We start from the raw sequence: 15,872 nt of genomic DNA on the forward strand, positions 1-15,872 counted from the left end.
GACGGCGAGCAGCGTCTGGCCGCACTCTGGAGCGAGGTGCTGGGCGTGGAGCGCGTGGGGCGCCACGACCATTTCTTTGAGCTGGGCGGGCACTCGCTGCTGGCCCTGAAGCTGCTGGAGCGCATGCGCGCCCAGGGCTGGGTGACGCAGGTGCGCACGCTGTTCCAGCACCCCCGGCTGGCGGATCTGGCGCTGGCGCTGCGCCGCGAGCAGGGCCTGCCCCGGCATGAGGTGCAGGTGCCGCCCAACGGCATCCCCGAAGGCTGCACGGCCATCACGCCCGACATGCTGACGCTGGTGGCGATGGACGCACAGGAGATCGCGCGGGTCGAGGCCGCCGTGCCCGGTGGCGCGGCCAACATCCAGGACATCTATCCGCTGGCGCCGCTGCAGGAAGGCATTCTGTTCCACCACACCCTGCACCAGCAGGGCGACGCCTATGCCACGCCCACGCTGCTGGGCTTCGACACGCGGGAGCGTTTGCTGGGCTTTGTGCAACGGCTCAACCAGGTCATCGCACGCCACGACATCCTGCGCACGGCCGTGCTGTGGGAGGGGCTGGCCGAGCCTGTGCAGGTGGTCTGCCGGCAGGCGCAGGTGCTTGTCGATTGGCTGGAGCCTGGTGAAAGCGAGGGCGAGGGCGAGGGCGAAGGCGATGTAGCCGCCGCGCTTCAGCAGCGCCTGGACCCGCGCGTGCAGCGCATCGATGTGCGCCGCGCGCCCATGATCCGCGCCGTGGCGGCGCAGGATGCGCCCCACGGGCGCTGGCTGCTGCAGCTGCTGACCCACCACCTGGTGCTGGACCACACGACGCTGGAGCGCATCGTCGAGGAGATCGCGCTGATGGCCCAGGGCCGCGAGGCGGAGCTGCCCAGGCCCCTGCCGTTCAGGCGCTTCGTGGCCCAGGCCCGGCTGGGCGTGAGCACCAGTGAGCATGAGGACTTCTTCCGCGCCATGCTCGGCGATGTGGATGAGCCCACAGCGCCGTTTGGCCTGCTGGATGTGCAGGGCGACGGCAGTGCGGTGCAAGAGGCCAGGCTGGCCTTGGATGAGCCCCTGGCGCGCAGCGTGCGCCGGCAGGCGCAGCGCCATGGGGTGAGTGCGGCCAGCCTGTTCCACCTGGCCTGGGCGCTGGTGCTGGGCAGGACCACGGGCAAGGACGACGTGGTGTTCGGCACCGTGCTCTTTGGCCGCATGCAGGGCGGGGAGGGCGCGCACAGTGCGCTGGGCATGTTCATCAACACGCTGCCGCTGCGCATACGGTTGGGCGGCCGCAGCGTGCAGGAATGCCTGCGCCAGACGCATGAACTGCTGACGGGGCTGATGCACCACGAGCACGCCACGCTGTCGCTGGCGCAGCGCTGCAGCGCTCTGGCGGGGGGAACGCCGCTGTTCTCGGCCCTGCTCAACTACCGCTACAGCGCGGCGCCGCAGGAGGGGGGCGCAGCCTCGGGCGCATGGGAAGGCATGACGGCGCTGGGCGGGCAGGAGCGCACCAACTACCCCGTGACCGTGTCCATCGATGACCTGGGCGAAGGCTTTGGCATCGTGGCCCAGGCCGATGCTGCTTTGGGGGCTGAACGGCTGTGTGGATACATGGCGGCGGCCGTGGCCTCCCTGGTCCACGCGCTGGAAAGCGAGCCCGGCCTGGAGGCTGCGGCGCTGGACATGCTGGACGGCAAGGAATGGGCGCAGCTGCAGGCCTGGAGCCTGGGCGCCCGAACCGAACCAGGGATGCAGCCTGTGCACCGGTTGATCGAGCGCCAGGCCCAGGCACGGCCGGACGCCGTGGCGCTGGTCTTTGGCGATCAGGTGCTGAGCTACGACCAGCTCAACCGCCGCGCCAACCAGCTGGCACACCGGCTGATGGCCCTGGGCGTGAGGCCGGAGACCCGGGTCGGCATCGCCATGGAGCGGTCCATCGAGATGGTGGTGGGCCTGCTGGCCATCATGAAGGCCGGTGGCGCCTATGTGCCCCTGGACCCCGATCACCCGCCCGAACGGCTGGCGCAGATGATCGAAGACGGCGCCGTGCGGCGCCTGCTCACCCACAGCGCGCTGCGCGAGCGCCTGCCCGCAGGCGAGGATCTGCAGTGGCTGGACATCGACCGCATCGATCTGGCCGGTGAATCTCAGCGCAACCCCGTGGTTGCCGTGCATGGGGAGCATCTGGCCTATGTGATCTTCACCTCGGGCTCCACGGGCCGCCCCAAGGGCGCGGCCAACCGGCATGCGGCCCTGCACAACCGGCTGGCCTGGATGCAGCAGGCCCATGCGCTCGATGCCTCGGACGCCGTGCTGCAAAAGACACCGTTCAGCTTCGATGTGTCGGTCTGGGAGTTCTTCTGGCCCCTGATGGCCGGCGCCCGGCTGGTGATGGCCGCGCCTGGCGATCACCGTGACCCCGCAAGGCTGGTGGCGCTGATCACGGGCCATGGCGTCACCACCGTGCACTTCGTGCCTTCCATGCTGCAGGCCTTTGTGGCGCACGCGGGCGTTGCAGCATGCACGGGCCTCAGGCGCATCCTGTGCAGCGGCGAGGCCCTGCCGGCCGAGGCGCAGAACGCCGTCTTCAGGCTCCTGCCCGGAGCCGGTCTCTACAACCTCTATGGCCCTACCGAGGCGGCCATCGACGTCACCCACTGGCGCTGCCGCGACGACGGGCGGCGCCAGGTTCCCATCGGCCAGCCCATCAGCGGCATCCGCACCTATGTGCTGGACTGCGCCATGCGGCCGGCGCCACAGGGCGTGGCCGGCGAGCTGTACCTGGGCGGCACGGGCCTGGCGCGCGGCTATCTGAACCGCCCCGCACTGACGGCCGAGCGCTTTGTGGCCGACCCGCTGGACACGCAGGGCGGCCTGCTGTACCGCACGGGCGACCTGGTGCGCTGGAACGGCGAGGGCCAGATCGAGTACCTGGGGCGCCTGGACCACCAGGTGAAGATCCGCGGCCTGCGCATCGAGCTGGGCGAGATCGAGGCCCATCTGCTGGCTCAGCCCGGCGTGCGCGAGGCCGTGGTGGTCGCGGCACAAGCCACGTCGGGCGCGGCGGGCGCACGCCTTGTCGCCTATGTGGCCGGCCCGGACGCCGATGCGGGGCTGGCCGAAACCTTGCGCCAGGCGCTGGCCGGGCGGCTGCCGGACTATATGCAGCCTTCGGCCATCGTCGTGCTGCCTGCGCTTGCGCTCAATGCCAACGGCAAGGTGGACCGCAAGGCCCTGCCGCAGCCCGAATGGGCGCAGCGTGGATACGAGCCGCCGCACAACGGGGTCGAGCAGCAGCTGTCGGCGATATGGGCTGAGCTTCTGGGGCAGGACCGCGTGGGGCGGCGCGACAACTTCTTCGAGCTGGGCGGGCACTCGCTGCTGGCCATGGGCATGCTGGAACGCATGCGCGCGCATGGCCTGTCGGCCTCGGTGCGCAGCCTGTTCCAGCATCCGCAGCTGGCGGATTTTGCGGCGCAGCTGATGCAGGCGGACGACGCCGCCCAGGTGCAGGTGCCGCCCAATGGCATTCCCGAAGGCTGCACGGCCATCATGCCCGACATGCTGACACTGGTGGCACTGGACGTGCAGGAGATCGCGCGGGTCGAGGCCGCCGTGCCCGGTGGCGCGGCCAACATCCAGGACATCTATCCGCTGGCGCCGCTGCAGGAAGGCATTCTGTTCCACCACACCCTGCACCAGCAGGGCGATGCCTATGCCACGCCGACGCTGCTGGGCTTCGACACGCGCGAGCGGCTGCTGGGTTTTGTGCAACGGCTCAATCAGGTCATCGCACGCCACGACATCCTGCGCACGGCCATGCTGTGGGAAGGGCTGGCCGAGCCCGTGCAGGTGGTCTGCCGGCAGGCGCAGGTGCTGCTCGACTGGCTGGAGCCTGGTGAAAGCGAGGGCGAAGGCGATGTGGCCGCCGCACTGCAGCAGCGCCTGGACCCGCGCGTGCAGCGCATCGATGTGCGCCGCGCGCCCATGATCCGCGCCGTGGCGGCGCAGGATGCGCGCAACGGCCGCTGGCTGCTGCAGCTGCTGACCCACCACCTGGTGCTGGACCACACGACGCTGGAGCGCATCGTCGAGGAGATCGCGCTGATGGCCCAGGGCCGCGAGGCGGAGTTGCCCAGGCCCCTGCCGTTCAGGCGCTTCGTGGCCCAGGCCCGGCTGGGCGTGAGCACCAGCGAGCATGAGGACTTCTTCCGCGCCATGCTCGGCGATGTGGATGAGCCCACGGCGCCGTTTGGCCTGCTGGATGTGCAGGGCGACGGCAGCGCGGTGGAGGAGGCCAGGCTTGCGCTGGATGCACCGCTGTCGCGCGAGCTGCGCCGGCAGGCGCAGCGCCATGGGGTGAGTGCGGCCAGCCTGTTCCACCTGGCCTGGGCGCTGGTGCTGGGCAGGACCACGGGCAAGGATGATGTGGTGTTTGGCACCGTGCTCTTTGGCCGCATGCAGGGCGGGGAGGGCGCGCACAGTGCGCTGGGCATGTTCATCAACACGCTGCCGCTGCGCATACGGCTGGGCGGGCGCAGCGTGCAGGAGTGCCTGCAAGAGACGCATGCGGGGCTGACGGGGTTGATGCACCACGAGCACGCCACGCTGTCGCTGGCGCAGCGCTGCAGCGCTCTGGCGGGGGGAACGCCGCTGTTCTCGGCCCTGCTCAACTACCGCTACAGCGTGGCCCCGCAAGAGGGCGCCGCAGCGGACGCAGCCTCGGGCGCGTGGGAGGGCATGACGGCCCTGGGCGGGCAGGAGCGCACCAACTACCCGGTGGACATGTCCATCGATGACCTGGGCCAGGGCTTTCGCCTGGTCGGGCAGGCCAGCAAGGCCGTGGGCGCGCAGCGCCTGTGCGCCTACATGCTGGCCGCCGTGGAAGGCATTGTTGCGGCCCTGGCCGAAACGCCTGCGTTGCCGGCCTGCGATATCGAGCTGCTGGACCGGGACGAATGGGCGCTGCTGACGCAATGGGCGCAATCGGTGCAGTCTGGATGCAACCCGCCGCGCCGCGACGCCCAGCCCCTGGTGCACAGGCTGTTCGAGCAGCAGGTGGACGGGCAGCCCCAGGCCACGGCCCTGGTCTTTGGCGACGAATGCATCAGCTATGCGCAGCTCAACCGGCGTGCCAACCGCCTTGCGCACCGCCTGATCGCCGAGGGCGTGGGCGCGGAGGTGCGCGTGGGCATTGCGGTGGAACGCTCGGTGGAGATGGTGGTGGCCGTGCTGGCCGTGCTCAAGTCGGGCGCGGCCTATGTGCCCCTGGACCCCGGCTATCCGGCCGAGCGCCTGGCCCACATGGTCGAGGACAGCGGCATGGCCTGCCTGCTCACGCAGTCCCGCCTGGGGCTGGAGGTGACCGGTCGCGTGAAGGCGCTGGACCTGGATGCCATCGGCGCGATGCCGGGGCCCGACCACAACCCCGGTGCCGCCGTGCATGGCGAATGCCTGGCCTATGTGATCTACACCTCGGGCTCCACCGGACGGCCCAAGGGCGTGGGCATCTCCCACCGCTGCCTGGCCGAGCAGGCGCAGCTGGCCGTCGGCTTTGCCGCGCTGTCGCCGCAGGACCGCGTGCTGCAGTTCGCCACGCTGAATTTCGATGGCTGCATCGAGCAGCTGTTCGCGCCGCTGGTGGCCGGCGCGGCCATGGTGCTGCGCGGGCCCGAACTCTGGGACAGCGCCACCTTCCACAGGGAACTCATGGCCAGGCAGATCAGCGTGGCCGATCTGACCACCGCCTACTGGCTGCTGCTGGTCCAGGATTTCGCGCGCCAGGGCCTGCGCGGGTACGGGCGGCTCAGGCAGGTGCATGTGGGCGGCGAGGCCATGCCGGGCGCCGGCCTGAAGGCCTGGCGCGATGCCGGGCTGGGCCATGTGAGGCTGCTCAATGCCTATGGCCCGACCGAGGCCACCGTCACGGCCTCCCTCTTCGACTGCACCGGCCTGGTGGAAGGCGCCGGCGCGGCGCCCCAGGACCTTCCCATAGGCCGGCCCCTGGCGGGCCGGCACATGTGGGTGGTGGACGACCGGATGCGCCCCGTGCCCCTGGGCGTGGCCGGTGAGCTGTGCATAGGCGGCCCCCTGCTGTCGCGCGGCTACCTGAACCGGGCAGGGCTCAGCGCGGAGCGCTTTGTCGCCGACCCCTTCGGCCGCGATGGCGCAAGACTCTATCGCACGGGCGACCTGGTGCGCTGGAATGCGCAGGGCCAGCTGGAGTACCTGGGGCGGGTGGACCACCAGGTCAAGATCCGCGGCCTGCGCATCGAGCTGGGCGAGGTGCAGTCGCAACTGCTGGCGCTGGACGATGTGCGCGAGGCCGTGGTCGTGGCCGGCGAGGGACCGGCGGGCACGCGGCTGCTGGCCTATGTGTCTGCCCGCAGCGGGCGGACCCTGGACGGGCAGGAGATGCGCGAGCGCCTGGCCACGGTACTGCCCGACTACATGGTGCCGGGCGCCATCATGGTGCTGGACCAGTTGCCGCAGAACGCCAACGGCAAGCTGGACCGGCAGGCCCTGCCCGCGTTCGGCATGCCAGCCGCCAGCCAGGCGCCCGAGGGCGAACTGGAGACGCTGCTGGCCCGTGTCTGGGCCGAGGTGCTGGGCCTGGAGCGGGTGGGGCGCAGCGACAACTTCTTCGCGCTGGGCGGCGATTCCATCCTCAGCCTGCAGATCGTCTCGCGCCTGCGCCGCTTCGGCTGGAAGCTGTCGCCACGGCAGCTGTTCGAGCGGCAAAGCATTGCCGAGCTGGCGCGTGTGGCCGAGCCCGTGCAGGACGAGGCCGTGGAGCAGGAGACCCCGGTCCAGGGGAGCGTTCCCCTGCTGCCCATTCAGGCGGAGTTCTTCGAAACGGACGTGCCGCAGCGATCCCACTGGAACCAGGCCCTGCTGCTGCGCAGCACGCAGCCGCTGCAGCCTGCGCCGCTGCGCCAGGCCCTGGCCGATCTGCTGGCCCGGCACGACAGCCTGCGCCTGCGCTTTCGCCCCACGGCGCAGGGCACCTGGGAGCAGGCCTACGCAAGCCCGTCCGAGGCCGATCTGCAGGCACTGCTGTGGGTGCGCCAGGCACGGGATGCCGGCGCGATCGAGGCCTTGTGCGAACAGGCGCAGCGCAGCCTGGACATCGTCCACGGGCCGCTGCTGCGCGGGCTGTGCATCGAGGTGGGCGACGGCAGCTGGCGCCTGCTGCTGGTGGCCCACCACCTGGTCGTCGATGGGGTCTCCTGGCGCATCCTGCTCGAAGACCTGCGTTCGGCCTATGCCAGCCGGCTGCAGGGCCTGGAGCCCGCCAGGGTCCACAAGACCGCCAGCTACCAGCGCTGGTCGCAGGCGCTGCAGGCCCATGCCGCGCAATGCGGCGGCGAGCCGGCCTTCTGGCAGGCGCTGGCCCAGGTGCCGGCCAGCCTGCCCTGTGCCCGCCCCGGGGGGGCCAACACCCTGGCATGGCAGTCCAGCGTCGAGCTGCGGCTGGACCGCGAGCGCACCGAGGCCCTGATCAGTCGCGTGCCGGCCGCCTACAGGACGCAGATCAACGACATCCTGCTGGCCGCCCTGGGGCGCGCCCTGTGCGCGTGGAGCGGGCAGCAGCGCATCCTCGTGGACCTGGAGGGCCATGGCCGCGAGGAGCTGTCGGCCGGCGTGGACGTCTCGCGCACCGTGGGCTGGTTCACCAGCGTCTTCCCGGTGGCGCTCGATGCGGGCACAGGCCCGGGCGACGCGATCAAGCGCGTCAAGCAAAGCCTGCGCGAGGTGCCGCTGCACGGCCTGGGCCATGGCGTGCTCAAGTACCTGGGCACGGAGCAGCAAAGGCAGGCCATGCGGGCCTTGCCCCAGGCCAGCCTGGTCTTCAACTACCTGGGGCAGTTCGATGCAAGCTTTGACAGCGCGGCCCAATGGCTGCCGGCTGCCGAGGGCAGCGGCATGCCGGCCGACGCCTCGGCGCCGCTGTCGCACGAGTTCACCATCAATGGCCGCGTCTACGACGGCGAGCTGGTGATGACGGCCGCCTTCAGTACGGCCCGCCACGACACCGCCGATGTGCAGGCCTGGATGGGGCGCTACCGGCAGGAGCTGGAAGGCCTGATCGACCACTGCCTGAGCGGCGCGCAGGGGGTGACGCCCTCGGACTTCCCGCTGGCCCGGGTCACGCAGGCGCAACTGGACGGCCTGGACCTGCCTGCGGGCAATCTGGCGGACCTCTATCCGCTGTCTCCCATGCAGTCGGGCATGCTGTTCCACAGCCTGTCCGATCCCTCGGGGCTGTCCTATGTCACCCAGCTGCGCATCGACGCGCATGGCCTGGATGCCGCGCGCTTCCGAAAGGCCTGGCAGGCGGTGCTGGACCGCCATGCCGTGCTGCGCAGCGGCTTCCTGGCCGATGCGTCCCTGCCGCTGCAATGGGTGGCCCGGCAGGTCCTGCTGGACATCACCGAGCATGACTGCCGGCACAGCGAGGATGTGGCGGGGGCCCTGGATGCCCTGGCCGCCGGGCAGTTCGCGGCCTTCGACCTCAGCAAGCCGCCGCTGATGCGGCTGGCCCTGGTCCGGGTGTCCGATGGCAGCCACCACTGCATCTGGACCGCCCACCACCTGCTCACGGACGGATGGAGTTCATCGAGCCTGCTGGGCGAGGTGCTGCGCGACTACAAGGGCATTGCCGTGGAGCCCATGGACACCAGCTACCGCGACTACATCGCATGGCTGCAAGGCCTGGACCACGGGGCCAGCGAGGCCTACTGGAGGCGCCTGGTGCAGCCGCTGCACGAGCCCACCTTGCTGGTGGATGCGCTTGCCCGGCCTGCTGTCCGGCCTGGTGCCTTGCCTGCAGCCCGTCAGGGGCACCACGAGGCCGGCGCCGCGCTGGATGCCGGTGCCACGCAGCAGCTGGTGGAGTTTGCCCAGCGCGAGCGCGTGACGGCCAACACCCTGGTGCAGGCCGCATGGTCGCTGGTGCTGGCGCGGTACACGGGCCAGGCCACGGTGGCCTTCGGGGCCACGGTGGCTGGCCGCCCGCCCGAGCTGGCCGGCGTGGAAAGAATGCAGGGGCTGTTCATCAACACCTTGCCGGTGGTCGTGGCCTGCGACGGCGCGCTGGAGCTGGGCCCCTGGCTGCGCACGCTGCAGGCACAGAACCTGGCCTCGCGCGAGCATGAGCAGACGTCGCTTTCGGACATCCAGCGCTGGGCGGGCAAGGGCCAGCGCGGCCTGTTCGACAGCATCCTGGTGTTCGAGAACTACCCCATGGATGCCGTGCTGTCCGCGCACGACGACCCGCATCTGCGGTTTGCGGTGACGCATGCCATCGACGTGACCTCCTATCCCATGGACCTGGAGGTGCGGCTGGGCGATGTGCTGTCGCTCAAGATGATCTACCAGCGGAGCAGCTTCGGCGATGACACCGTGCAGGCCCTGCTGCGGCAACTGGGGCAGGTGCTGGCGTCCATGGCGGGCGAGGGCGTGCACTGCCTGCGGGACATCGCCTTGCTGCCCGAGCCCGGACGCGATGGGCCGGCGGGCACAGGCACGGGCACGGGCACGGATGCCTGCCGCACGCCATTCCTGCCCGTGCATGCCGGCATGGCGCTGCAGGCGCACCGGGACCCGGGCGCGGTGGCGCTGGTCATGGGCGAGCAGACCATCAGCCATGGCGAGCTGCAGGCGCGCAGCAACCATTTCGCCAACCGCCTGGTGCAGGCCGGCGTGGGGCGCGGCGCCATCGTCGGCATCGCCATGGAGCGTTCGCTGGAAATGGTGATCTGCCTGCTGTCCGTGCTCAAGGCGGGCGCGGCCTACCTGCCCCTGGACCCGGCGTCGCCGGCCGAACGCCAGAGGTTCATGCTGGCAGACAGCGGTGCCTCCCACCTGATCGCCCACAGGGCGGCGCTGCACAAGCTGGGCACGCCGGCCGTGGCCCATCTGGTGGTGGCCGAGGAGGTGGACTTCACCCAGGCCTGCAACGCGGCGCCGGCCCATGCCGTGCACGAGCGCGACCTGGCCTATGTGATCTACACCTCGGGCTCGACCGGGCAGCCCAAGGGAGTCGTGGTCGAGCACGGGCCGCTGGCCATGCACTGCGCGGCCACGGCCGGGATCTACGGCATGCGGGCGAACTCGCGCGAGCTGCATTTCATGTCCTTCTCGTTCGACGGCGCGCATGAGCGCTGGCTGACGGCGCTGAGCATCGGCGCCGGCCTGGTGCTGCGCGAGCCGCAGATGTGGACGGCGGAGCAGGCCTGCGAGGCCCTGCGCCACCACGGCATCTCCAATGCCGCGTTCCCGCCGGCCTATCTGGCGCAGATCGCGGACTGGGCCGCAGAACAGTCGCAAGAGCCGCCGCCGGTGGAGTTGTATGTCTTCGGTGGCGAGGCCATGCCCAAGGCCGCCTACGACAAGGTGCGCCAGAGCCTGCGCCCGCGCCTGCTCATCAACGGCTACGGCCCCACCGAGACGGTGGTGACGCCGCTGATCTGGAAGGCCGAGGCCAGCGAGACCTTCGACTGCGCCTACGCCCCCATCGGCCGGCCCGTGGGCGAGCGCACGGTGCACATCCTGGATGCCGACCTGCACCGGGTGCCGCACGGCGTCGTGGGCGAGCTGTACATCGGCGGCTACGGCCTGGCGCGCGGCTATCTGTCGCGCCACGGCCTGACGGCCGAGCGCTTCGTCGCCGACCCCTTCGACGGCGGTGGCGGCCGCCTGTACCGCACGGGGGACCTGGTGCGCGAGATGCCGGACGGCAACATCGAGTACATCGGCCGGGCCGACCACCAGGTCAAGATCCGGGGCTTCCGCATCGAGCTGGGCGAGGTCGAGAAGGCCGTCCGGGCCGTGCCCGGCGTGGTCGATGCCGCCGTGCTGGTCCAGGATGCCGGTACAGGCAAGCAGCTGGTGGCCTATGTGGTGGGCGAGGAGGGCACGGCCGCGCAGTCCCTGGTCCAGCGCATCCGCCAGCAGACAGGCGAGCACCTGCCCGACTACATGCTGCCGGCCCATACGCTGGTCCTGCCCGCCCTGCCAAGATTGGTCAGCGGCAAGCTCGACCGTGGTGCGCTGCCGCTGCCGCAGGCAGATGCCGCGCGGGTACACGTGCCACCGTCCACAGCGTCGGCCATGGCGCTGGCCCGCATCTGGCAGGAGGTGCTTGGCGTGGAACGCGTGGGCGAGACCGACAACTTCTTCGAGTTGGGCGGGGACTCCCTGCTCAGTCTCAGGATGCACGCCAAGGTGCGCAAGCTGGGCGATCCGCGGCTGGACTTCAAGCTGCGCGACCTGCTGCAGCGGCCCACCATTGCCGGCCTGCTGGAGCTTCGCTCAGCCGGCGCCGGTGGAGCTGGGGGCGTCGTGGCGCTCAACGCCGTGTGTGAAGCCGCGCCACCGCTGTTTTGCGTGCATGCCGGGTTCGGCACGGTGTTTGACTACCAGCCGCTGGCGCGGGCCTTGCAGGACCGGCGCACCGTCCACGCCATACCCTGCCGCAGCCTGGGCGATCCCGGCTACCGCGACCGCTCGCTGGAGCAGATGGCCGACGACTACTGCGCGATGGTGAGGCAGGTACAGCCCGCCGGCCCCTACCACCTGCTCGGCTGGTCCCTGGGCGGCAGCCTGGCGGCCCTGATCGCCGCCCGGCTCGAAGGCCAGGGACAGACGGTGGGTTTCCTGGGGCTGGTGGACCCGTTCGTGCCTGCTGGCGATGCGGCCGGGTCCCCGTCGTGGTGGGATGACTTCCGGCTCTTCGTCTCGCAGATGCTGCCCTTGGCACGCATCGAGGACCTTGCGGACATCGATGCATCGGTGCCGCCCCGCGCCGATCTGCTGGCTGCCGCGCTGGGCCGCGAAGCTGCAAGGCAGGGACCGGGGGGGCCCAGCGGCCATGCCTGCATGGACGGCGCCGACCTGGCCCAGGCCTTTCTGACCACCCTGCACCTGAAGCACCTGGCGCTGCAGGCGCAGGCCCTGGCGCCCGTGCAAGCGGCGGCAAGCCTTTGGTGGAGCGATGAAACCGCGGCCGGGCACCGGCTGCGGCTCGCGCACCAGCTGCGCCAGGAGGGGGCCGAGGAGGTCGAAAGGGCCGAAAGGGCAGAGGGTGCGGTGATCCGCGCCGACCACTACGCCATCATGAGGAACGAGGGGCTGACGGCCGAAATCCTCGACGCCTTGGCGCTGGAGTACGCGCTGGACTGAGGGGCAACGGCGGCCGGGGTGCCCCCCCGGCCCGCCCCGTCCCGGGTCTTTTTCGTGAAAACCGGGTTACACCTTGTCTCCATTTTTGCGCGCAGAACGTCTTTGGAATGCACAACAACCCGGGCGGAGGTCCGTGCCCGGTTGGTAACCAGTCTCATTCAATGCCTTTGGAAATTCTTCGACCATGCCTTCCTTGCCCCGTCAACATCTGCTGAGCCTGGCCCTTGCCACGGCCTTTGGTTCCGTCTCGTTCTGGAGCACCGAGGCGGTGGCCCAGGCCACAGGGCAGGAGGCTGCCCAAGTGTTCGATATCCATGTGCCGGCCCAGGCCCTGGCTTCGGCCATCAACGAGCTGTCCCGCCAGACGGGAACCCAGATGTTTGCCGCAGGCGAGCTGGTTGCCGGGCTCAGTTCCCGCGCCGTCAACGGCCGCCTGACATCGGAGCAGGCCTTGCGGGAGCTGCTGGCCGGCACGTCCCTGGAAGCCATCAGGATGAACAACGGAGGCTTCGCCATCCGCCGTCCCGCGGTCTCCGGCGCGACCTTGCCGACCATCAACGTCACGGACAGCGAAACCGCAGCCGGCCCCGTGCAGGGCTATGTCGCCCGGCGCAGTTCAACGGGCACCAAGACCGATACGCCCATCCTGGAGACACCGCAGTCCATCACGGTCATCGGTGCCCAGGAGATCGAGACGCTGAAGTCGCAAAGCCTGCAGGATGCGCTGGGCTACGCGGCCGGCGTCACCCGCGCCGAGGGCCTGGACCGGACCTCGGACAGCCTGTACCTGCGCGGATTCCGCACCACGGGCATGTACCGGGACGGCAGCCTGTTCACGGCCAACATCTACGACGGACGGCAGGAGCCCTACGGCCTGGAGCGCATCGAGCTGCTCAAGGGTGCCTCTTCGGTGATCTTTGGCTCGGTCTCCCCGGGCGGCGTGGTCAACACCGTGAGCAAGCGGCCCACCGCGGAAAAAATCCGGGAATTGAACATCGATGCCGGAAGCTTCGGGCGCAGGCAGGTCTCGGGTGATTTTGCGGGTGCCCTGGACGACGAGGGCAAATGGTCCTACCGGCTGGTGGCGCTCAAGCGCGACAGCGACAGCTTCATCGACCGAGTCCCCGATGACAGAACCTATGTCGCCCCATCGCTCAAGTGGCAGCCCGATGCGAACACCTCGCTGACACTGTTGGCCGAGGTCCAGAAGGACCGCACCACCTACGTCTACGGGCTGCCCGCCTACGGCACCCTGCTGCCCAACATCAATGGACAGATTCCCCGCAACCGCTTCATCGGAGAGGCGGGACGGGACAAATTCGATCTGGACCGTTACTCCATCGGCTATCTCTTCGAACATGCCTTTTCCGAGAAGCTCAAGCTCAGGAACAGCATGCGCTACTACAACGCAAAGAGCAGCTACTTCAGCACGGACGGCTGGGGCCTGTCCGCCGACCAGCGCTCGGTGGTGGAGCGCTACTACCAGCCGCGCTGGGACCGCTCGTCGGCCTTCGTGACCGATACCTCGCTGCAGTACCAGCTGGACCAGGGCCGCATCAAGCACACCATGCTGGTGGGCTTCGACTACGCCCTGCCAAAGCACGAGACCGAGCGCTATGAACAGCAGGCCGCCGACCTCGATGTCTTCAACCCGGTCTACGGCAAGCCGGTGGGCCCTGTCTCCCCCTACTACCGCTCGTCCTGGAAGAACGACTACAAGCGCCTCGGCATCTATGCGCAGGACCAGATCAAGATCGATGACAAGTGGGTGGTTCTGCTGGGCGGCCGCTATGACAAGGTCCGCTTCAACGAGACGAACTTCTTCACCGGGGACGTGAGCGCGGCCAATGAGAAAAGCTCGGCCTTCACGGGCCGGCTGGGCGTGGTCTATCTCGCCGCCAATGGCCTTGCCCCCTTCTTCAGCTACAGCGAGTCCTTCGAGCCCACCCAGGGCCAGGACCGCCTCGGATCGCGGTTCAAGCCGACGACGGGACAGCAGTACGAGGCCGGTGTCCGCTACCAGCCCAGCGGCTCCAGGGCCATGGTTTCGGCAGCGGTCTTCCAGCTCACCCGCCAGAACCTGCTCGTGCCCGATCCCCAGGACGCCAGCAGAGCGTTCAACATACAGGCCGGTGAAGTCCGCTCACGCGGCTTCGAGCTGGAGGCGCGAAGCTCCATAGGCCGCAATGTGAACATCATTGCCGCCTATGCCTACACGGATGCGCGCACCACGCAGGCAAGCCCCCTGCAGCCGGACGAGCTGGGCAAGCGCTCCATCGGCGTGCCCTACAACCAGATATCGCTGTGGGGCGACTACAGCTTTGGCGACTTCGGGCTTGCCGGCCTCAAGGTGGGCATGGGCGCCAGGTACCTGGGCCAGACACGCGGCCTGGCCTATGGCGTTCCCGTCTCGCTGCCGGCGTTCACCCTGGTGGATGCCATGGTCAGCTATACCACCGGACCCTGGCGCTTCGCCCTGAACCTCACCAACCTGACCGACAAGACCTATATCGCCAGCTGCTCCTACGGCTGCTTCTACGGCGAGCCCCGCAAGGTGATCGGCACGGCCACCTATCGCTGGTAAGCGGGCATGGGCCATGGGCCACGGCTGGAGCGATCCGGCCGTGGCCTTTTCTTTGTCGGGGAACCGAAGGCGCCGTTCAGAGCGCCTGCAGCTGCACGCTGCCATCGGCCTGCGCGCGCACCCTCAGCGGCAGGATGGAGGGCAGCACGGCCAGCAGGCCGGCCGAGTCGTTGGCGCGAAAGCGCCCCGTCAGGCGCAGCGCGGCCACGCGCGCATCGGCGGCTTCGATGGGCTGGGTGCGGTAGGCGTTGACGGTGGCCAGGGCCTCGGCCAGCGGGGTGTTCTCGAAGACCAGCCAGCCTTCGCGCCAGGCGGACAGCGTGGCGGCATCGGCCTGGCGCACGGCCTCGGGCTGGCCATTGCGGATGTCCACCACCTGGCCTGGCAGCAGGTCCAGCGTGGCCGCCGCCTCGGTCGTCGGATCCTGCGCATCCCTGCCCAGCACGCGGACCCTGACATGGCCATGCTCCACGCCCACCGTGACCGTGCCGCCACGGTCGCGCACGGTGAACACCGTGCCCACGACCTCGATGCGCGCCTCCCGCGTGATGACCTCGAAGGGGCGGTCGGGGTCCGAGGCCACTTCGAATCGCGCTTCCCCGCGCGACATGGATACGCTGCGGCGCTGGCGGTAGAGCGTCACGGCAATGGCGCTCTGGGGCGCCAGCTCGATGCGGCTGGCCTGCAGCGGCGCCTTGCCGTCGGCCAGCGTGACCTTGAGCATCTGCGAGTTGCGCGTGGCATAGGCCGAGGTGTGCAGGGGCTGCTGCCAGTACCAGTAGGCGCCCCGGCCGGCCAGCGCGCCGGTGCCCAGCAGCCCTGCAATCGACAGCAGCAGCTTGCGGCGCCGGACGGTCTGGGTGGAGCGCGAGGCGCTGTCCGCCAGCAGGGCGGTTTCCTGGAATTGCTCGCGCAGGCCGCCGGACAGGCCGCCGAGCATGTTCCAGCGCAGGTGCGCCTCGCGTGCGGCGGCATCGTGCCGGGCTGATTTCCCGCGCCATGCGCCCAGGGTCAGGCGTGCCTGGTGGGCCACCGGGTCGGGAGCGATTTCGCTTTGAACGATCAGCGTCAGCGCATGCTCGACCATGCGCTCGCTAGGTGCACTTGCCATGGAAAG

Annotated in this window: 3 protein-coding genes (1 of these 3 cut by a window edge); 2 read left to right on the forward strand and 1 reads right to left on the reverse strand. The window is 69.8% G+C overall.

The annotated features are described in order from the left end of the window. Window positions 1–12,171, forward strand: the 3' portion of a protein-coding gene (locus ACF8O7_RS26905) for a non-ribosomal peptide synthase/polyketide synthase (protein ID WP_392444829.1). It extends 6,357 nt beyond the left edge of the window; 12,171 of the gene's 18,528 nt are visible here — the last part of the coding sequence; its start codon lies off the left edge, out of view; it ends in the stop codon at window positions 12,169–12,171. A 184-nt stretch (window positions 12,172–12,355) separates the two neighbouring features. Continuing rightward, on the forward strand, window positions 12,356–14,755 hold the full coding sequence (locus ACF8O7_RS26910) for a TonB-dependent siderophore receptor (protein ID WP_126312758.1): 2,400 nt from the start codon (window positions 12,356–12,358) through the stop codon (window positions 14,753–14,755). A gap of 76 nt (window positions 14,756–14,831) precedes the next feature. On the opposite strand, the gene ACF8O7_RS26915 is transcribed toward ACF8O7_RS26910, so the two are convergent. Then, window positions 14,832–15,866: a FecR family protein gene (locus ACF8O7_RS26915; protein ID WP_126312759.1), complete on the reverse strand. Its 1,035-nt coding sequence runs from the start codon at window positions 15,864–15,866 to the stop codon at window positions 14,832–14,834. Between the last annotated feature and the right edge of the window lie 6 nt (window positions 15,867–15,872).

It is taken from the genome of Delftia sp. WSY_16, from assembly GCF_043104415.1.
Lineage (GTDB): Bacteria > Pseudomonadota > Gammaproteobacteria > Burkholderiales > Burkholderiaceae_C > Comamonas > Comamonas tsuruhatensis.

What these genes read in the sequence shown, in the direction of transcription:
- ACF8O7_RS26910 (WP_126312758.1), top strand. Translation starts at nt 12,356, where the DNA reads ATGCCTTCCTTGCCCCGTCAACATCTGCTGAGCCTGGCCCTTGCCACG.
- ACF8O7_RS26915 (WP_126312759.1), bottom strand. Translation starts at nt 15,866, where the DNA reads ATGGCAAGTGCACCTAGCGAGCGCATGGTCGAGCATGCGCTGACGCTG.